Annotated in this window: 15 protein-coding genes, 1 tRNA gene and 1 other RNA gene; 8 read left to right on the top strand and 9 right to left on the bottom strand. The window is 70.2% G+C overall.

The annotated features are described in order from the left end of the window. Positions 1–15 precede the first annotated feature (15 nt). Entirely contained in the window at positions 16–2,022 is a 2,007-nt protein-coding gene (locus tag IM770_RS02415) for a DUF262 domain-containing protein (RefSeq protein ID WP_203579519.1), read from the bottom strand. 162 nt (positions 2,023–2,184) lie between these two features. On the opposite strand from IM770_RS02415, the gene IM770_RS02410 reads away from it, so the two are divergent. Next, positions 2,185–2,958, top strand: a complete 774-nt coding sequence (locus IM770_RS02410; protein WP_203579518.1) for a hypothetical protein — start codon at positions 2,185–2,187, stop codon at positions 2,956–2,958. 154 nt (positions 2,959–3,112) lie between these two features. Further along, positions 3,113–3,616, top strand: a complete 504-nt coding sequence (locus IM770_RS02405; protein WP_203579517.1) for a DUF3145 domain-containing protein — start codon at positions 3,113–3,115, stop codon at positions 3,614–3,616. Between the two features lie 182 nt (positions 3,617–3,798). On the opposite strand, the gene IM770_RS02400 is transcribed toward IM770_RS02405, so the two are convergent. The 6 genes from IM770_RS02400 to aceE all read right to left on the bottom strand — a co-directional run bounded on the left by IM770_RS02400 (position 3,799) and on the right by aceE (position 11,452). After that, positions 3,799–5,037, bottom strand: coding sequence for a beta-ketoacyl-[acyl-carrier-protein] synthase family protein (locus IM770_RS02400; protein ID WP_203579516.1), 1,239 nt, complete (start codon positions 5,035–5,037; stop codon positions 3,799–3,801). A gap of 102 nt (positions 5,038–5,139) precedes the next feature. Further along, positions 5,140–5,388: an acyl carrier protein gene (locus IM770_RS02395; RefSeq protein WP_013586517.1), complete on the bottom strand. Its 249-nt coding sequence runs from the start codon at positions 5,386–5,388 to the stop codon at positions 5,140–5,142. An 80-nt stretch (positions 5,389–5,468) separates the two neighbouring features. Continuing rightward, positions 5,469–6,470, bottom strand: a complete 1,002-nt coding sequence (locus tag IM770_RS02390) for a beta-ketoacyl-ACP synthase III (RefSeq protein ID WP_203579515.1) — start codon at positions 6,468–6,470, stop codon at positions 5,469–5,471. A gap of 13 nt (positions 6,471–6,483) precedes the next feature. Then, positions 6,484–7,392, bottom strand: a complete 909-nt coding sequence (locus IM770_RS02385; protein WP_203579514.1) for an ACP S-malonyltransferase — start codon at positions 7,390–7,392, stop codon at positions 6,484–6,486. 102 nt (positions 7,393–7,494) lie between these two features. Next, a complete protein-coding gene (locus tag IM770_RS02380; RefSeq protein ID WP_372430627.1) occupies positions 7,495–8,715 on the bottom strand; it encodes a PucR family transcriptional regulator in 1,221 nt (406 codons plus the stop codon). Between the two features lie 7 nt (positions 8,716–8,722). After that, on the bottom strand, positions 8,723–11,452 hold the full coding sequence (gene aceE / locus IM770_RS02375; RefSeq protein WP_203579513.1) for a pyruvate dehydrogenase (acetyl-transferring), homodimeric type: 2,730 nt from the start codon (positions 11,450–11,452) through the stop codon (positions 8,723–8,725). A gap of 142 nt (positions 11,453–11,594) precedes the next feature. Here aceE and IM770_RS02370 point away from each other — a divergent pair. Then, positions 11,595–11,667, top strand: a tRNA-Val gene (locus IM770_RS02370). 3 nt (positions 11,668–11,670) lie between these two features. Here the strand turns inward: IM770_RS02370 and IM770_RS02365 are convergent. After that, positions 11,671–13,209, bottom strand: coding sequence for an amino acid permease (locus IM770_RS02365; protein WP_203579512.1), 1,539 nt, complete (start codon positions 13,207–13,209; stop codon positions 11,671–11,673). 89 nt (positions 13,210–13,298) lie between these two features. On the opposite strand from IM770_RS02365, the gene IM770_RS02360 reads away from it, so the two are divergent. The 3 genes from IM770_RS02360 (at position 13,299) to rnpB (ending at position 16,233) form a co-directional block, all read left to right on the top strand. Further along, positions 13,299–14,030 (top strand): zinc ribbon domain-containing protein, encoded by a 732-nt coding sequence (locus tag IM770_RS02360; RefSeq protein ID WP_203579511.1) that lies wholly within the window; start codon positions 13,299–13,301, stop codon positions 14,028–14,030. Between the two features lie 38 nt (positions 14,031–14,068). Further along, positions 14,069–15,799 (top strand): bifunctional 3'-5' exonuclease/DNA polymerase, encoded by a 1,731-nt coding sequence (locus tag IM770_RS02355; protein WP_203579510.1) that lies wholly within the window; start codon positions 14,069–14,071, stop codon positions 15,797–15,799. Positions 15,800–15,845: 46 nt separating this feature from the next. After that, an RNA gene (gene rnpB, locus IM770_RS02350) (RNase P RNA component class A) lies at positions 15,846–16,233 on the top strand. Positions 16,234–16,356: 123 nt separating this feature from the next. Here the strand turns inward: rnpB and ppgK are convergent. Further along, a complete protein-coding gene (gene ppgK, locus IM770_RS02345; protein WP_203579509.1) occupies positions 16,357–17,121 on the bottom strand; it encodes a polyphosphate--glucose phosphotransferase in 765 nt (254 codons plus the stop codon). Between the two features lie 98 nt (positions 17,122–17,219). On the opposite strand from ppgK, the gene IM770_RS02340 reads away from it, so the two are divergent. Then, the gene (locus IM770_RS02340; protein WP_203579508.1) at positions 17,220–17,447 is read left to right on the top strand and encodes an SPOR domain-containing protein; all 228 of its coding nucleotides are present in this window, start codon (positions 17,220–17,222) and stop codon (positions 17,445–17,447) included. A gap of 60 nt (positions 17,448–17,507) precedes the next feature. Beyond that, complete coding sequence (gene glnA, locus IM770_RS02335) at positions 17,508–18,845, top strand: type I glutamate--ammonia ligase (RefSeq protein ID WP_203579507.1); 1,338 nt, start codon at positions 17,508–17,510, stop codon at positions 18,843–18,845. The last annotated feature ends 7 nt before the right edge of the window (positions 18,846–18,852 follow it).

The raw sequence follows: 18,852 nt of genomic DNA, 5'->3' as shown, positions 1-18,852 counted from the left end.
ATCCGTCACCGCTTCTCACATCGCGTTGCCGATGTAGGAGTACTTCACGAAGACCTCCGGGGCGAGGCCCGCCTCTTCGAGCACGCCCTGCACCGCGCTCAGCATGTAGCTGGAGTCCCAGCCCATGTACAGCGAGTGGTCGTCGTCGAGGCGGTCCCACTGGCCGTTCCACGACTGCGCCGTGTACACAGGGCCGCCGCGGCGGGCGCTGTAGGCCACGACCGCCGCGCGGTCATCCGCCCACAGCCGCTTGAACACGCGGTTGAAGAGGTACTTGACGTCGGGCACCTCCCAGTGCTCGCCGCAGTACTCGACGTATGCCCACTCGCGGTGCCAGCCCGGCGGCCAGCCCCGGCGGCGCACCGCGTCGAGGATGGGCGTCAGCCCGTCGTCGTCGATCGCCGGACCGCCCGGGCGCTGCCACACCTCGACGAACCGCTCGGTGAGCCGCTTGGATCGCTCGGCGATCGCCGCGGTGCCCCAGGCGGGCAGCTCCGCCAGTTCGGCCGTCGTCGGTACGGCGCTGCGGGCGTAGAGCCGCTGCTTGTCGGGGAACGACCGGTCGAACGCGCGGAGCGCCAGATCTTCCTCCAGCACCGCGAGGTTGCCGATCGTGTGGGCGAGCGCGCGGTGGCTGTTCTGCTCGTCGTCGCTGTACGACGCCCACTCCCGGCGCCCGTCGCCCGTCCAGCCGTCGCCCGGTGAGAGCGGGAAGATGTGCTCGACGTCGAGCGCGCCGGCACCGTCGACACCGGCGATGCGCCCGAGAACATACCGGGCGTGGGGAAGGTCGGAGTACTTCAGCGCCACCGCGACGCGCTCGTCGGAGGGGGTGATGCGGGAGATGGCCGTCACGAACGCCTCGGGGCCCTCCTCGCGCGCGCGGCAGAGACGCGCCACCAGGCGATCGGTACCCGTGCCTACGACGGACCGGCGCACCAGCAGCGACTGCAGCATCTCCAGCGTGTCGAGCAGCTCGTCCCGCCCGATGACATCGAGCTCGAAATCGCGGTACGCGCGCATGACCAGCGGGTACATGCCGTTGCCGAACGTGCCCAGATACGTCAGGTGGCGCGCGATCCCGTCATCGGGCGCCTCACCCGGCTGCAGCAGGATGCGGTACACGTTGGAGAAGGACCGCCATTCGTCGGCGTAGCGCATGAGGTCGGCGAACTCCAGGCGGGGGAACTCCTGCCGGAACGCGTCGTAGACGCCGCGTCCGCCCACGACGGTCACCTCGCGGCCGGTCCGCATGACCAGGTACTGGCGCCAGAACTCGGCGATCGCCTCGCCGGTGTTCTGCTCGATGGGCTGCCAGTACTCGGCCTCGATCTCGCGCTGCTCGGCGTGCGTGAGTCCCATCAGCACGTAGTTGTGGATGAGCTCGTGGTCGCGCAGCGGTTCGCCGGTCGAGTTGAGGCTCTCGAAGATCTGCTGGGCGTTCGCCCCCGTCCCGAGGGTGATCGCGACGTGCTCCAGCTTCTGCAGTCCTCGCCAGATGTGCGGTGCCTCGTCGAGGCTGATCTGACTGCGGAAGAACGCGTAGTTGTCGTCGAACCGGGAGTCGCGTTGCTCTCCGGGCGGCAGCGGCAGGTCGAGGACGACGCGCTCGAACACCGACGCCCATGCGCGGTGCGGCCGGAGCTTCGTTCGCGCGGCATCGTGCGAGTGCACCAGCACACGCTCGAGGCGATCCGCAAGCTCAGGGTCGGTCTCGCGCACGGTGTGATGCAGCGCCGCGACGAGCAGCATCAGCGTCGTCGTGCGCTGCTGGCCGTCGATGAGCACCAGCTCGGCGTCCTCGCCCTCCCCGCTCGCGGAGGAGAGGATCGAGCCGATGAAGTGCATGTGCCGGTCGTCGAGCTCGGCGACGGCGCGGATGTCGGCGAGGAGCTGCTCGCAGCCGCCGATGTCCCACCGGTACTGGCGCTGGTAGACCGGGACGACGATCGTCCAGTCCGCGGCCGACAGCCACCCGATCGTGTTGACAGCGGTCGCATCGACGTTCGTGGCAGTGACCATGGCGCGTCCAGTCTATTCGCGCGTCTCCCCGTGCCGGCCCGGCGCGGAGGCCGTCGCGTTATTCACGGCCCGCCCTCTCGGGTGCTCGAAACCGCCGAGGTAGGCTTGCCTAAGTTGAGCCTGTTAAAACGTGCTGGCTCACTGACCGAAAGGCAATCCGTCATGGGTTACATCAAGTCCGCCGCTCTCGATGAGACCGGCTTCGTGGTGCTCGACTCCTACAACGAGGAGATCGACCCGCAGGAGTGGCTGTCCATCGAGTACGTCGACTGGAAGTCGTCGGGTGACACGCGCTTCGCGCCGCTGGCCTCGGCCAAGGGCGAGATCGAGTGCAACGGCTTCTGGAACCACACGCCGCCGCGTACCGACAAGGACGGCGTCTGGATCCCCGAGCAGACCGAGAAGGCGCCCACGCTGACGCGCCGCGCGCAGGAGCCCGGCGCGAACGTCGGCCGCTGCCGCATCATCGAGCTGCAGCCGAACAGCTACGCCGACGCGCTCTACAACCTGCACCAGGACGACAACAACCGTCTCAACCCGGACGGCACCGGCTGGGTCGTGCGCGGCTTCTTCAACCTGACCGACGACAAGACCAGCTACTTCGTGCTGCGCGAGAACCGCACCGACCCGAGCATCGAGTACCGCGTCGCGCTGCCCGCGGGCGCGCAGCTGATCGTCGACACGCAGCGCCTGTGGCACGCCGTGCACCACGACGGCACCGAGCCCCGCTACTGCCTCATCACGTCGTGGGAGTCGGGCCCCGAGCTCGACGCCTACATGGAGAAGTACCACGCCGTGCCGACCGCACCGCAGTTCGAGGTCGCGCAGGAGGTGCTCGACGCCGGTCAGGCCGAGCAGGCGCGCCGCGACGCCGCGCGCGCCGCGTACTACGCCGCGAAGGGCAAGACCGAGGTTCAGGCCATGAGCGAGGCCTGAGCCCCGCTGCTCCAGGCATACCGAGGGGGCGGGGGAATCACAGTCTTGTGATTCCCCCGCCCTCTCGGCGATAATGGCCGCAGCACAACCGAACAGCACGTCGTGACACCGTCACAGGTCGTAGGGGAAGACGCACCTGAAGAACGGAGAGATCATGGCGACACAAAAAGCGCGTGGGGTGATCTTCATCCACTCCGCGCCACGCGCGTTGTGCCCCCACCTCGAGTGGGCGGCAGGGCGAGCCCTCGGCCGGGCGGTCAGCTTCGACTGGGCCGATCAGCCGGTTCTCGCCGGAAGCCGTCGCGCCGAGTTCTACTGGGAAGGCCCCGCGGGCACCGGCTCGGCGCTGGCCACCGCCATCCGCGGGTGGGAGCATCTCCGGTTCGAGGTGACCGAAGACCCCACGCCGCGCAGCGACGGCGGCCGGTGGCTTCACACGCCCGGGCTCGGCATCCACTACGCGCAGACCGACACCGCCGGCAACGTCGTCATCGGCGAGGACCGCATCCGCTACGCGATGGAGATCGCAGGGGGAGACGCGTTCGAGCTGCAGCGCGAACTCGACGTGGCGCTCGGCGCCGCGTGGGACGAGGAGCTCGAGCCGTTCCGGCACGCCAGCGACGACGCTCCGGTCGTCTGGCTCCACAAGGTGGGATAGCCCCTCGCAGACACAGGCGGTGCGAGGCGCCACTACCGAGACTCGGAGGCCGTGAATCCCGGGTCGCGGGAACGCGAACCACCGCCTGGCACGACAGACGCCCCCGGTCTCGGTCCCTGAGCTTGTCGAAGGGACCCCGGGGGCGTCTTCGCGTGCCTGAGCGGTTCGCTGCGGCCGCGGCCTCAGACCGATGCGAACGCGGCGACGGCGTTGTGGCCGCCGAAGCCGAACGAGTTGCTGATCGCCAGCTGCGGACCGTCGCCGAGCGGGATCGGAGTGCCGGAGATGCGGAACGGCACCTCGGGGTCCTGCGTCGTCAGGTTTATCGTCGGGGGAGCGACGCGATTCTGCAGGGCGAGCACCGTGAAAATCGCCTCGAGGGCCCCCGTGCCGCCGAGCAGGTGTCCGGTCGATGCCTTGGTGGCCGACACCGGGATGTCGTCGATGCGGTCACCGAAGACGGAGCGCAGCGCCGTGTACTCGTTGGGGTCGCCGACGGGCGTCGACGTGGCGTGCGCATTGATGTGGGTGACGTCGTCGACCGACGCATCCGCCATCTCGAGGGCCAGGCGCACCGCGCGCGACGCGCCGAGACCCTCGGGGTCGTTCGCCGTGATGTGGTACGAGTCGGCCGTGACGCCACCGCCGACGACGGCCGCGTAGATCTTCGCGCCGCGCGCGCGTGCGTGCTCCTCGGTCTCGAGGATGAGCACGGCGGCGCCCTCGCCCATGACGAAGCCGTCGCGGTCGACGCTGCACGGGCGCGATGCGGTGGCGGGGTCGTCGTTGCGCTTGGAGAGCGCCTGCATCGACGAGAACGCCGCGATGGTGACCGGGTGGATGACGGATTCCGTCCCGCCCGCGATCACCACGTCGGCGTAGCCGGCGCGGATGTGCTCGATGGCGTTCACGATCGACTCGGTGCTGGACGCACAGGCGCTCGCGACCGTGCGCGCGTAGGCGCGCGCGTTGAAGTGGAGGGAGAGGTTGCCGGCCGCGGCGTTCGGCATGAGCATCGGGACCGTCATCGGCAGGACGCGCCGCGCGCCCTTCTCCCGCAGGGTGTCCCACCCGTTGAGGAGCGTCCACAGCCCGCCGATGCCCGTGGCGAAGTCGACGCCGAGTCGGTCGGGGTCGATCTCGGGGCTGCCGGCGTCGGCCCAGGCCTCCATCGCCGCGACGAGCGCGAACTGCGACGAGGGGTCGAGCCGCTTGGCCACGGGACGCTCGAGCACGGTGTCGGGCCGCACCTTCGCCTCGGCGGCGAAGGTCACGGGCAGCTGATACTCCTCGACCCAGTCGTACTCCAGGGTGCGGGCGCCGGAGACGCCCTCCAGGAGTGCGGACCAGCTCTCGGGTGCCGTGCCGCCCAGCGGCGACGATGCGCCGATGCCGGTGACGACGATGCGGGAGTTGCTCATGTCGGTCTGAATCCTCGTGGTGTGCCGGTGGGGGCCGCAGCCCCCACCGGGGTGGTCTCGCGTCGGCGAGCCAGGAGGCGGGCGAGGCCCGCGGGGAACTGCTTACGCCTGGTTCGACGTGATGAAGGTGACGGCGTCGCCGACGGTCTTGAGGTTCTTCACCTCGTCGTCGGGGATGGTGACGCCGAACTTCTCCTCGGCGTTGACGACGATCGTCATCATCGAGATCGAGTCGATGTCGAGGTCGTCGGTGAACGACTTCTCGAGGGCGACCTCGTCGGCCGAGATGCCCGTCTCGTCGGTGATGAGCTCCGCGAGTCCGGCAAGGACCTCGTCGTTGGTGAATGCCATGGGATTCTCCTGTTTTTCTTGGGGTACGGGGGTAGGACCCGAGCGGGCCGCGTCTCAGTCTAGGGTCGCGGTTCTCCGCGTCAGGGGAGGACGACCACCTGCGCGCCGAAGACCAGTCCGGCGCCGAACCCGATCTGCAGCGCCAGTCCGCCGCTGAGCTCGGGGTGCTCCTCGAGCAGGCGGTGCGTCGCGAGCGGAATGGAGGCGGCGGAGGTGTTGCCGGTGGTCTCGATGTCGCGCCCGATCAGGACGGTGTCGGGAAGGCCGAGCTGCTTGGCGAACTCGTCGATGATGCGCATGTTGGCCTGGTGGGGGATGAACGCGGCGAGATCGGATGCCTCGACCCCGGCGGCCTCGAGCGCCTGGCGCGCGACCTTCACCATCTCCCAGACGGCCCACCGGAAGACGGTGGGGCCCTCCTGGCGCAGCGTGGGCCACGGCGCCGCTCCGTCGCGGAAGTCCGTGAGCGTGTGGTTCATGCCGACAGCGTCGGCCTTGGATCCGTCCGAGCCCCACACGGTGGGGCCGATGCCGGCCGTGTCGCTGGGACCGATCACCACGGCGCCGGCGCCGTCGCCGAGGAGGAAGGAGATGCTGCGATCGGTCGGGTCGACGATGTCGCTGAGCTTCTCGGTGCCGATGACGACCGCATAGTGGGCCGCGCCGGCGCGGATGAGGGCGTCGGCCTGTGCCACGCCGTACGCGAAGCCGGCGCACGCGGCGTTGACGTCGTACGCGGCGGCCGGGTTCGCCCCGACGCGGTCGGCGACGATCGCGGACACCGAGGGCGTCTGCTTCGGGTTGCTGATCGTCGCGACGATGACGGCGTCGACCTGGGACGCGTCGACGCCGGATCGCTCGATCGCCTCGCGCGCGGCATCCGTCGCCAGATCGATCGCGTCCGTCTCGGCGACCGCGCGCATGCGCGTCACGATGCCCGTGCGCTGGCGGATCCACTCGTCGCTCGAGTCGATCGGACCGACGAGGTCTTCGTTGGGCACGGCGATCTCGCCGCGTGCGGCGCCGTAGGCGTAGATGCGCGTGTGGGCGGCGCCGGTGGGCTGGACAAGGCTGCGGCTCATGGGAGTACTCCGATCAGGCGGCGGCGGCCAGCACGGTGGCGGCCTCCAGGTCGGCGGGTGTCTTGACGGCGACAGCCGGAACGCCGCGCAGGGCCCGCTTGGCGAGCCCGACCAGCGTCCCCGCGGGGGACAGCTCCACGATGCCCGAGACGCCCGCGGCGGCGAACGACGACATGCAGAGGTCCCAGCGGACCGGCGAGGCCACCTGGTTCACGAGCAGGTCGACGAAAGCGCGTCCCGATGTCACCGCAGAGCCGTCGCGGTTGGTCCAGAGGGTGACGCCGGGGTCGGACACGTCCACGTCGGCTGCGGCGGCGCGCAGCTTCTCGACGGCCGGCGCCATGTAGTCGGTGTGGAACGCGCCGGCGACCTGCAGCGGGATCACGCGCGTGCCCGCGACCGGCTCGGCAGCCAGCGTCTGAAGGGCCTCGAGCGCGCCCGCGACGACGAGCTGCCCGCCGCCGTTGTAGTTCGCGGGTGAGAGGCCGAGTTCTTCGAGGCGGGCGAGGACGGATGCCTCCTCCCCGCCGATCACTGCGCTCATGCCGGTCTCGGCCGCCGCGGCGGCTTCGGCCATCGCGCGGCCCCGGATGCCGACGAGCGTGAGCGCGGCCTCCTCGCTGAGGACACCGGACGCCGCCGCTGCGGCGAACTCGCCCACGGAGTGGCCGGCGACGCCCGCGAACGCCGCGCGTTCGGGCAAGGCGTTCCAGGACAGCAGGCTGGCCGCCACGATGAGCGGCTGGGCCACCTGGGTGTCGCGGATGCGGTCGGCATCCCACTCCGTGCCGGCGGCGACGAGGTCGACCCCCGACCACTCGGAGTACTGCGCGAGGCGATCGGCAGCGCCGTCGGATTCGAGCCAGGGAGCCAGGAAGCCGGGGGACTGGGAGCCCTGACCGGGGAAGACAGCGATCGTCACCGTTCCATCCTGCCAAGGATCACCCGGGGGCTTCTGGCGACACCGTCACAAGAATCCCGCCGTGCTTTGTGCGGGGCCCACACCGGCGACGGCCTGGCGGCCTCAGGCGGACGGCCGTCGAGTCGCCGACGGGCGCCGCCGTGAGGCATCCGTTCCCACCGATCCGAGGATCAGCGCCGTCTGCAGGATGAGCGCCTCGCGCGGGCCGGTGGCGTCCCACCCGATGACCTCCGACACGCGCTTGAGCCGATAGCGGACGGTGTTCGGGTGCACGAACAGCTCACGCGCGGTCGCCTCCAGCGACCGGCCGTTGTCGAGGTAGGCCCACAGCGTCGAGACGAGGTCGGCGCTGTGCGACTGCAGCGGGCGGTAGATGCGCTCGACGAGCGTCAGCTTGGCCAACGGGTCGCCGGCCAGCGCGCGCTCGGGCAGAAGGTCGTCGGCCTCGACCGGACGCGGTGCATGCCGCCACGCGCGGGCCACCGCGAAGCCGGCGAGGGCGGCACGAGCGCTCTGGCTTGCGTCCACGAGCGCAGGAACCGTCGGGCCGAGCACGAGGTAGCCGGTGCCGAAGCCCGGTTCGAGACGCCGTGCGATCTCGGCGAAGGGCAGGTCGGCCACCGCCTCGTCGGTGACCGCCGACGGCTCGGAGCGCCCCACGACGAGCACCAGGCGCGAGCCCTGTACGCCGATGAGCACGTCCACGCCGAGCTTTCGTGCCGTCCGCCGGAGCTGATCGACGTCGAACTGCGGGGGAGTGGTGCCCACGAGCACCGCGACCTCGCCGTGGCCGTGCCAGCCGAGCGCCGCGATGCGGCTCGGCAGCTCCTCGTCGGCCTCGCCGGTCAGGATCGAGTCGACCACCAGCGCCTCGAGGCGCGCATCCCACAGACCGCGCGCCTCCGCGGCGCGGGCGTAGACGTCGGCCGCGGCGAAGGCGACTTCGCGCGAGTAGAGGAGGATCGCCTCGCGCACATCCTCGCCCTTGCCGGCGACGCGCTCCTCGGTCACCTCGACGGTGACGCGGATGAGCTGCAGCGTCTGCTGCAGGCTCACGCTTCGCAGCAGCTCCCGCGGAGCCGCAGCGAAGATGTCGGACGCGATCCACGGCGTGGAGCCGGGGTCGTCGTACCACTGGATGAAGGATGTGATGCCGGCCTGGGCCACCAGCCCGACGGCGGAGCGTCGGGCCGGTGGCATCTCGGCGTACCAGGGCAGCGTCTCTTCGAGGCGCTTGATCGTGACGGTGGCGAGATCACCCGAGATGCGTCGCAGCCAGGCGAGCGTCTCGGGCTTGTCCATCACCTCGGCGGACTTGCCCATCGGAGGGTCAGCTCTCGCCGCCCGCGTTTCCGCTCGTACCGGCGGTCACGTCGTGCAGACGGTACTTCTGGATCGCCTGCGCGGAGAGGCTGCGGTCGACCGCCCCCTCCTCGGCGAGGGCCTGGAGCGTGCGGACCACGACCGACGGACCGTCGATCTTGAAGAACCGGCGTGCGGCCGCGCGGGTGTCGGAGAACCCGAAGCCGTCGGCGCCGAGGGTTGCGAAGCGATTCGGCACCCACGGACGGATCTGGTCCTGCACCGCGTGCATGAAGTCGCTCACGGCCACGACCGGGCCGTCCGCGCCCTGCAGCTTGGTGGTCAGGTACGCCGTCCGCGGCTCCTCCTCCGGGTGGAGGAAGTTGTGCTCGTCGGCGGCGAGACCGTCGCGACGGAGCTCGCTCCACGAGGTCACCGACCACACGTCCGCCTGCACGCCCCAGTCGTCGCGCAGCAGCTGCTGCGCCTCGAGCGCCCACGGCACGCCCACGCCCGAAGCGAGGATCTGCGCACGGGGCCCTTCGCCCTCGGACGTCGAGACGCGGTGGATGCCACGCACAATGCCGTCGACGTCCACATCCGCCGGCTCCGCAGGCTGCACGAGGGGCTCGTTGTACACGGTGAGGTAGTACATCACGTTGGGGTCGGGGTGGTTGCCGCCGTACATGCGCTCGATGCCCGAGCGGACGATGTGCGCGATCTCGTAGCCGTAGGCCGGGTCGTACGACACCGTCGCCGGGTTGGTCGAGGCGAGCAGGAGCGAGTGTCCGTCGGCGTGCTGGAGACCCTCACCGGTCAGCGTCGTGCGACCGGCCGTGGCGCCGATGATGAAGCCGCGCGCCATCTGGTCGCCGGCCGCCCACTGCGCGTCGCCGGTGCGCTGGAACCCGAACATCGAGTAGAAGACGTACACCGGGATGAGCGGCTCGCCGTGCGTGGAGTACGACGTGCCGGCGGCGGTGAACGCCGCCACGGCGCCGGCCTCGTTGATGCCGACGTGGAGGATCTGGCCCTGCGGGCTCTCCTTGTAGGCCAGGAGCAGCTCGCGGTCGACCGACGTGTAGTTCTGGCCGTGCGGGTTGTAGATCTTCGCGGTCGGGAAGTACGCGTCCATGCCGAACGTGCGCGCCTCGTCGGGGATGATCGGCACGATGCGGTGGCCGAAGTCCTTGGCTCGCAGGAGGTCCTTCAGGAGTCGGACGAACGCCATGGTGGTGGCGATCTCCTGCGTGCCCGAGCCCTTCTTCGGGAGCGCGTACGCCTCGTCGCCCGGCAGCTGCAGGCCGACGTGGTGCGAGCGCCGCTCGGGCAGGAAGCCGCCCAGCGCGCGACGGCGCTCCAGCATGTACTGGATCGTCTCGTCGTTGCCGCCGGGGTTGTAGTACGGCGGCAGGTAGGGGTTCTCCTCGAGCTGCGCGTCCGACACGGGGATCCGCATCGAGTCGCGGAAGTACTTGAGGTCCTGCAGCGTCATCTTCTTCATCTGGTGGGTCGCGTTGCGGCCCTCGAAGTGATGCCCCAGCCCGTAGCCCTTGATCGTCTTGGCGAGGATCACGGTCGGCTGGCCCTTGTGCTCGGAGGCGGCCTTGTAGGCGGCGTACACCTTGCGATAGTCCAGACCGCCGCGGCGGAGCTTGCCCCAGATGTCGTCGTCGGACCAGTCCTTCACGAGCGCGGCGGTGCGCTCGTCGCGCCCGAAGAAGTGCTCGCGGATGAAGGCGCCGTCCTCGGCGCGGTACGTCTGGAAGTCGCCGTCGGGCGTCGTGTTCATGAGGTGCACGAGCGCGCCGTCGGCATCCTGCGACAGCAGCTCGTCCCAGCCGCTGCCCCAGACCACCTTGATGACGTTCCAGCCGGCACCGCGGAAGAAGCTCTCGAGCTCCTGGATGATCTTGCCGTTGCCGCGCACCGGACCGTCGAGACGCTGCAGGTTGCAGTTGACGACGAAGGTGAGGTTGTCGAGTCCCTCGTTCGCCGCGACCTGGAGCTGGCCGCGGCTCTCGACCTCGTCCATCTCGCCGTCACCGAGGAAGGCCCACACACGCGAGTTGGAGAGGTCCTTGATCCCGCGGTTCGTGAGGTACTTGTTCGACATCGCCTGGTAGATGGCGTTGATCGGGCCGAGGCCCATCGACACCGTCGGGAACTGCCAGTACTCCGGCATGAGCCGCGGGTGCGGGTACGACGGGAGGGCGTTCGGCGCCTTCGACTTCTCCTGGCGGAAGCCGTCGAGCTGATCCTCGCTCAGGCGGCCCTCGAGGAAGGAGCGGGCGTAGATGCCGGGGGAGGCGTGGCCCTGGATGAAGATCTGGTCGCCGCCGGTCGGGTCGTCGAGACCGCGGAAGAAGTGGTTGAAGCCCACCTCGTAGAGCGAGGCCGACGAGGCGTACGTCGAGATGTGGCCGCCCACGCCGATGCCGGGGCGCTGCGCGCGGTGCACCGTGATCGCGGCGTTCCAGCGGATCCACCGGCGGTACCGGCGCTCGAGCTCCTCGTCGCCGGGGAACTCCGGCTCGTTGTCGGGGGCGATCGTGTTGATGTAATCCGTGGTCGGCACCTGCGGCACGTTCAGCTGCAGCTCGTGGGAGGTCTGCAGCAGGCTCAGCATGATCTCGCGGCCACGTCCGTGGCCCTTCGCCTGCACGAGCTGCTGGAGGGACTCCCGCCACTCGGAGGTCTCATCGGGATCGCTGTCGAGGGGTTCCTGCGAGTACGGATCCTGATCGTTGACAGTCACAGAAGACCTTTCGTCGTCTGGCAGATCGTGCCAGGGAATCGCTACCGGAGCGGCGCGGGCTTTGTCTGCCCTGCACAAACGCACCATCTGCCAGCCTAGCGAGTTCGGGAGGCTCCGGACGCACCTCGTAGACTGGCGGCGAGGGCCTTTAGCTCAGCTGGTAGAGCGCCACGTTTACACCGTGGATGTCGTCGGTTCGATCCCGGCAGGGCCCACCGTCATCCTCGCCGCGAGCGCGAGCGCGGGTCGTCGTCGCTGTCGTCGCGCTCGTGCGACACGACGTGCGGCAGCGCGAACTCCTCATACCCCGGCTGGCCGATCTTCGAGTGCCGCCGCGAGTAGGCGAAGTAGATGACGAAGCCGACCGCCAGCCACACCAGGAAGCGCAGCCACGTCTCGACCGTGAGGTTCAGCATCAGGTAGATGCACACGGCTGCTGAGAGCCCCGGCAACCAGGGATTGAGCGGCACCCGGAAGGTGCGCTTCAGATCCGGGCGCTTGCGCCGCAGGACGATCACCCCGATCGAGACCAGCACGAACGCCGACAGCGTGCCGATGTTGACCATCTCCTCCAGCAGGCCGATCGGCGTGAATCCGGCGACGACCGCGACGATGATCGTGACGACGATCGAGATGACCCACGGCGTGCGGAACCGCGGGTGCACCTTCGCCAGGCGCGCGGGCAGCAGCGCGTCGCGCGACATCGCGAAGATGATGCGCGTCGCGCCGATCAGGAGCGTGAGCACGACGGTCGTCAGACCCGCGACGGCGCCCGCCGAGATGAGCGTGGCCATCCAGGTCGCGCCGTGGAAGGCGAACGCGTTCGCGAGGGCGGCGGCGGGGTCGAGGTCCTGGTACGGCACCATGCCGGTCACGACGAAGGCGACGGCGCAGTACAGCAGGGTGCAGATGGCCAGCGAGGCGATGATGCCGATCGGCATGTCGCGCTGCGGGTTGCGCGTCTCCTCGGCGGTCGTGGCGACCACGTCGAACCCGATGTACGCGAAGAACACGAGGGCCGCGCCGGCGAAGATGCCGCCCACGCCGAACGCCGTCGGCTCGATGCCGGAGAAGAACTGCAGGAGGGGCTGGCTGAGCCCGGTCGCCGACTCCCGGGGAGCGGGTGCGGGAACGAAGGGAGACCAGTTCGCCGGGTTCACGAACAGCAGACCGGCGACGATCACGAACAGCACGATGAAGAGCTTCACGGCGACCAGCACCAGGTTGACCCGCAGCGACTCCTTGATCCCGAAGGTCATGAGGCCGCCCAGGACGAGCACCAGCAGGATGGCCATGAGGTCGACGGTGCCGCCGTATCCGATGGCGGCCGGGATCGGCATCCCGAGCTGCTCGAAGAGCGTCCCGAGATATGCGCTCCATCCCTGCGCGACGACACTCGCCCCCAGGAACATCTCGAGGATGAGGTCCCACCCGATGATCCAGGCGAACAGCTCGCCGAGCGACGAGTACGAGAAGGTGTACGCCGATCCCGACACCGGGACGGTCGAGGCGAACTCCGCGTAGCACAGCGCCGCGAGCGCGCAGGCGATCGCGGCGACGACGAAGCTCAGCACGATCGCGGGGCCGGCGACCTCGTGCGCCGCGCGCCCGGTGAGCGTGAAGATGCCGGCGCCGATGACGACGCCGATCCCGAACACCGTGAGGTCGAGGGCGGTCAGGGATTTCTTGAGTCGGAACTCCGGTTCGTCGGTGTCGGCGATCGATCGCTCGACGGACTTCGTACGCATGACGCTCATCGTTCGCGCCTCTCGTCGTCGGAAGGGCCGGTCGTCGAATGGTAGTCCTCGACGCTCGCCGCGTCGATGCCCCGCGATAGGTTGGTCACGTGAACGCCAGCCCTGCAGACCAGCGCCGCCTCGTCGAGGTGGCCCAGCTCGACGCCCGCATCCGCCAGGCCGACAACGCCCGCAAGAACCCCCCGCAGGCAGGCCGCGTGCAGGAGCTGCTCGGGCGCCGGCAGGAGCAGTCCCAGGAGCTCGGCATCCGCCTCGGCGCTCGCGACGACCTGCGCACCGAGCTGTCGCGCATCGAGTCCGATGTCGCGGTCGTCGACGCCCGCGCGGCGCGCGATTCCGAGCGCCTCGCGGCCTCCACCAACTCGAAGGAGGCGCAGGGGTTCGAGAGCGAGCTCGCGGCCCTCGCCCGGCGCAAGAGCGACCTCGAGGACGCCGAGCTGGCCGTCATGGAGCGGCTCGAGATCGCCGATGCGGCGGTCGCCGAGCAGGAGGCCGTCATCGCCGCGACGAACGCCGAGGGCGCCGAGCTCAGCGCCGAGGGCAAGCGCTCGGTCGCCGAGGCGACCGCCGCCTTCGACGCCGCGACCCGCGACCGCGCCGCGATCGCCGGCTCGCTCCCCGCGGATCTGATCGCCCTCTACGACCGTCTCTCCTCCCGCAGTGCCGGCGCCGCGCTGCTGCGGGCCCGCACGTGCGAAGGGTGCCACATGGTGCTGGCCGGCACCGACCTGCAGGTGCTGCGCCAGGCGGCCGAGGACGCCGTGGTCACGTGCCCCGAGTGCGGCTGCATCCTGGTGCGCGACGGCGAATCCGGGCTGTGACCCGCCACGCCCGATGAAGCGAACCGGGCGGTGCCGCGTTGGACGCCGGTGAAGCCCCCGCGTGGATCGTCCTCGGCCGCGACGACGGCTCGGTCACTGCGGTCCGGCTGAACGGCGATGCGAACGAGGAGGGCCGCGACGAGATCCCGGCGTCTGGGCTGACGACCTGGATCGCCGATGCCGAGGCACGCTGGGCGCCCCGGTGGGTGTGGCACGACACGCCGCAGTGGTACGCGGGTCTCCTCGCCGAGGGAGTGCGCGTCGCCCGCTGCCACGACCTGCGGCTGTGCCACGCGATCCTCCGCGATTCGGTGCTGGTCGCCGACACGGCAGCAGTCAAGCGTTCGCACGAGTGGGATGCCGCTCCACACGTCGACGCCGAGCCGGACACGCCCGCGCTGTTCGAACTGGACGACGCGCACCACGCGGTCGGACCACCCGCGGATGCCGACGCCGCACTCGCCGAGTTCGCGCGGCAGCGGTCCGCGATCCTCGCCGGTCCGCAGCCGGGCCGCCTGCGACTCCTGACGGCGGCCGAGTCGGCGGGCGCGCTGGTGGCGAGCGAGCTGCGCGCGGCGGGACTGCCGTGGGATGCCGAGGTTCATGACCGCATCCTGGTCGAGACGCTCGGCGACCGTCCTTCCTCCGGCGGTCCGCCGGCGAAGCTCGCGGCGTCGGCGGAGCGCGTGCGGTCGGCGCTCGGCGACCCGGCCGCGAGCCTCGACTCGCAGCCGAAGCTGCTGCGGTCGCTGCACCGCGTAGGTGTGCTGGTGGAATCCACCAGCCGGTGGGAGCTCGCCGAGCAGCGCCATCCCGTCATCGAGCCGCTGCTGGAGTACAAGAAGCTGTCTCGTCTGCTCTCGGCCAACGGCTGGGCCTGGCTGTCCGAGTGGGTCGCAGACGGACGGTTCCGCCCCGTGTTCGTCCCGGGCGGGGTCGTGACCGGCCGGTGGGCGTCCTCCGGCGGCGGCGCGCTGCAGCTCCCGCGGCAGCTGCGCGAGGCGGTGCGCGCCGACCCCGGCTGGCGACTGGTGGTCGCCGACGTGGCGCAGCTCGAACCCCGCGTCCTGGCGGCGATGTCAGGCGACACCGCCCTGGCGGCCGCCGCGCGCGGCCGTGACCTCTACGCCGGGATCGTCGAGAGCGGCGCCGTGGCCACCCGGCAGGAGGCGAAGATCGCGCTGCTGGGCGCGATGTACGGTGCGACCACCGGGGAGTCCGGCCGTCTGGTGCCGCGGCTCCGCCGCGCCTATCCGCGCGCCATGGGGCTCGTCGACGACGCCGCGCGCACGGGGGAGGACGGCGGGGTGGTCTCCACGTGGCTCGGCCGCACGTCGCCGCCGCCCTCTGAGGCGTGGACCGCGGCGCAGTCCCGTGCGACCGAGGCCGAGGCATCCGGAGCCGATGAGACGCGCGCGAGGCGCTGGGCCCGTGACCGCGGCCGGTTCACGCGCAACTTCGTCGTGCAGGGCACGGCCGCGGAGTGGGCACTCGCGTGGCTCGCCGATCTTCGCACCCGGCTGACGGCACTGCCTCCCGTGGACGCTGCGCAGTCCGCTCCTCGCTCGGGGCCGGCCTTCCAGCGGCAGCCCCATCTGGCGTTCTTCCTCCACGACGAGGTGATCGTGCACACGCCGCAGGAGCACGCGGATGCCGCGGCGCAGGCGGTGACGGATGCCGCGGCCGCCGCCGGGCGGTTGCTGTTCGGCGACTTCCCCCTCGATTTCCGGCTCGACGTGCGCGTGGCCGACACCGCGCTGAAGGACTGACGCGGAGCCGGCGTCCAGGACGCGGCGATAGACTCGCGGACGCGAATGGGTCGGCTGGACGGTCGCGTCGCGGGCGGTTCGCCGCCGCGCGCCGAGGAACGTCCGGGCTCCACAGGGCAGGGCGGTGGGTAACACCCACCCGGAGCGATCCGCGAGACAGTGCCACAGAGAGCAGACCGCCTCTCGGTTCCTGAGCTTGTCGAAGGGCCGAGAGGTAAGGGTGAAAGGGCGGTGTAAGAGACCACCGGGGTCGTGGTGACACGACCCGCACGGCAAACCTCGCCCGGAGCAAGGCCAGACAGGGGATGACGACGCGGCCCGCCGAGTCCCCGGGTAGGCCGCTGGAGCGGCACGGCAACGTGTCGCCGAGAGAGATGACCGTCCACGGGGCTCGCGCCCCCGGACAGAACCCGGCGTACAGGCCGGCCCATTCGCGCCCTCCGCCGCAGGTGAGCGCCGCAGCGCGAGTCCACGACCACGCGCGGACGGCGGGCGGCGCGGGATCCGCCTCAGCACGGGCTCAGCCGCAGTGTGGGCTCCGCCGCGGGCGAGCGCCCTCAGCCGCGCGCGAGCGCCGCGGCCCCGATGATCCCCGCGTTGTTGCGGTGCACCGCCGGCACGATCGGCGTCTTGAGGTCGAGCAGGTGCAGGAACTTGTCGGAGTGCTTCGACACGCCGCCCCCGACGACGAAGAGGTCGGGGCTGAAGAGGAACTCGATGTGGCTGTAGTACCACTGCAGCCGCTCGGCCCACTGCTCCCACGTCAGGCTGTGGCGCTCCATCGCCGAGTACGCGGCGTACGCCTCGGCGTCCTTGCCGTGCTTCGCGCGCTGAACATGACCGAGCTCCGAGTTGGGCACGAGCACGCCGTTGTAGAGGAGCGCCGAGCCGATCCCGGTGCCGAGCGTGGTGAGGATCGTGAGTCCCGCCTGATCCTTCGCGGCGCCGTAGCGGACTTCGGCGACCCCCGCGACGTCGGCGTCGTTGGCGAAGTGGATATCGCGACCGAGTCCCTCCTCGAAGAACTTCTCGGCCTCGAAGTCGATCCAGTCGTGCGAGACGTTCGCCGCCGAGAGCGTGCGGCCGTTCTTGACGATGGCCGGGAACGCGACGCCGAGCGGCACCGACGAGTCGTCCGCTACGCCGAGCGTCGAGAGCACCTCGGTGACCGCGGCGAGCACGTCCGGGGGGTGCGCGCCCTCCGGCGTGGCGACTTTGACCCGGTCACTGACCAGTTCGCCCCGCTCGAGGTCCACGATGCCGGCCTTGATGCCGGTGCCGCCGATGTCCACGCCGACGGCGCGTGCCGCGTCAGATGCCATGTCGACCAGCCTACCGACGACGGCCCGCGCCGCTGCGGAGCGCCGCGTCAGTAGGATCGTGCTGACGGCCACCGGCGACGCGATCCGAGGAGCGGGCGATGAGCAGCGGCAACGACAAGTACTGGTACAACCTCAAGACCGGCGAAGTCGAGAAGGGCTTCGAGTCACCGGCCCCCGACCGCGCGGGCCCGTTCGACACCCCCGAAGAGGCGGCGAAGGCTCCCGACGTCATCCGGGAGCGGTCGCGCGCCTGGGCCGCCGAGGAGGCCCGCGAGGACGCCTGGGGGTCCGACACGGTGTCCGAGGAGCCTCGCGACGACCAGTAGTCTGGCTTCGACCGCGATCGTACGGACACCTCGGGCGTAGGCGGCACCGGAGAGGACGCGATGGACAAGCAGCGTGACTTCGTTCTGAGGACCATCGAAGAACGAGGCGTGAAGTTCGTACGGCTGTGGTTCACAGACGTGATCGGCACGCTGAAGTCCGTCGCCATCGCGCCGGCCGAGGTCGAAGGCGCATTCAGCGAAGGGCTCGGCTTCGACGGCTCGGCGATCGAGGGCCTGACCCGATCGTACGAGTCGGATCTGCTGGCCCACCCCGACCCGACGACGTTCCAGATCCTCCCGTGGCGCGGCGAGATCGACCCCACGGCGCGCATGTTCTGTGACATCACGACGCCGGACGGCCAGCCCGCGGTCGCCGACCCGCGTCACGTACTCAAGCGCACCCTCGCGAAGGCCGCAGACGCCGGGTTCACGTTCTACACCCACCCCGAGATCGAGTTCTACCTGCTGAAGTCCTCGTCGTTCGGCACCGAGGGTCCCGAGCCGGTCGACTCGGCGGGCTACTTCGACAACGTGCCCGGAGGCACCGCGCACGACTTCCGCCGTCGCTCGGTCCGCATGCTGGAAGATCTCGGCATCTCGGTCGAGTTCAGCCACCACGAGGGCGGCCCCGGCCAGAACGAGATCGACCTGCGCTACGCGGACGCCCTCACCACCGCCGACAACATCATGACGTTCCGCACGGTGATCAAAGAGGTCGCGATCGAGCAGGGCGTCTACGCGACCTTCATGCCGAAGCCGATGACCGGCAAGCCGGGCAGCGGCATGCACACGCACATGTCGCTCTTCGAGGGCGATGTCAACGCCTTCTACGAAGAGGGCGCTCAGTACCAGCTGTCGAAGGTCGGTCGTCACTTCATCGCCGGCCTGCTGCGTCACGCGAACGAGATCTCGGCGGTCACCAACCAGTTCGTGAACTCGTACAAGCGCGTGTGGGGCGGCGACGAGGCCCCCAGCTTCATCTGCTGGGGCCACAACAACCGCTCGGCGCTCGTGCGCGTTCCGCTCTACAAGCCGAACAAGGGTCAGTCGTCGCGCGTGGAGTATCGCGCGCTGGACTCCGCCGCCAACCCCTACCTCTCGTACGCCCTCATGCTGGCCGCGGGTCTCAAGGGCATCGAGAACGAGTACGAGCTGCCTCCCGAGGCGGAGGACAACGTCTGGTCGCTGACGGATGCCGAGCGCCGGGCTCTCGGCTACGCACCGTTGCCCGCGAGTCTCGATCACGCGCTCGAGTACATGGAGGAGTCGGAGCTCGTCGCCGAGACGCTGGGCGAGCAGGTGTTCAACTACGTGCTCCTCAACAAGCGCCGCGAGTGGCAGGAGTACCGCTCGCAGGTCACCCCGTTCGAGCTCAAGAGCAACCTCGAGATGCTCTGAGACCGGC

Origin of the sequence: Microbacterium hibisci (assembly GCF_015278255.1) — a bacterium.
Taxonomy (GTDB): Bacteria; Actinomycetota; Actinomycetes; order Actinomycetales; family Microbacteriaceae; genus Microbacterium; species Microbacterium hibisci.
Note: the sequence above shows the minus strand (reverse complement) of the source record. Positions and strands in the feature narration are given on the sequence as shown.

Bases quoted from the DNA above. Each gene is read 5' to 3' on its own strand.
- IM770_RS02380 (WP_372430627.1), bottom strand. From the start codon at position 8,715: ATGGGCAAGTCCGCCGAGGTGATGGACAAGCCCGAGACGCTCGCCTGG.
- glnA (WP_203579507.1), top strand. From the start codon at position 17,508: ATGGACAAGCAGCGTGACTTCGTTCTGAGGACCATCGAAGAACGAGGC.
- IM770_RS02390 (WP_203579515.1), bottom strand. From the start codon at position 6,470: ATGAGCCGCAGCCTTGTCCAGCCCACCGGCGCCGCCCACACGCGCATC.
- IM770_RS02340 (WP_203579508.1), top strand. From the start codon at position 17,220: ATGAGCAGCGGCAACGACAAGTACTGGTACAACCTCAAGACCGGCGAA.
- ppgK (WP_203579509.1), bottom strand. From the start codon at position 17,121: ATGGCATCTGACGCGGCACGCGCCGTCGGCGTGGACATCGGCGGCACC.
- IM770_RS02395 (WP_013586517.1), bottom strand. From the start codon at position 5,388: ATGGCATTCACCAACGACGAGGTCCTTGCCGGACTCGCGGAGCTCATC.
- IM770_RS02405 (WP_203579517.1), top strand. From the start codon at position 3,113: ATGGCGACACAAAAAGCGCGTGGGGTGATCTTCATCCACTCCGCGCCA.
- IM770_RS02400 (WP_203579516.1), bottom strand. From the start codon at position 5,037: ATGAGCAACTCCCGCATCGTCGTCACCGGCATCGGCGCATCGTCGCCG.
- IM770_RS02365 (WP_203579512.1), bottom strand. From the start codon at position 13,209: ATGAGCGTCATGCGTACGAAGTCCGTCGAGCGATCGATCGCCGACACC.
- IM770_RS02410 (WP_203579518.1), top strand. From the start codon at position 2,185: ATGGGTTACATCAAGTCCGCCGCTCTCGATGAGACCGGCTTCGTGGTG.
- IM770_RS02415 (WP_203579519.1), bottom strand. From the start codon at position 2,022: ATGGTCACTGCCACGAACGTCGATGCGACCGCTGTCAACACGATCGGG.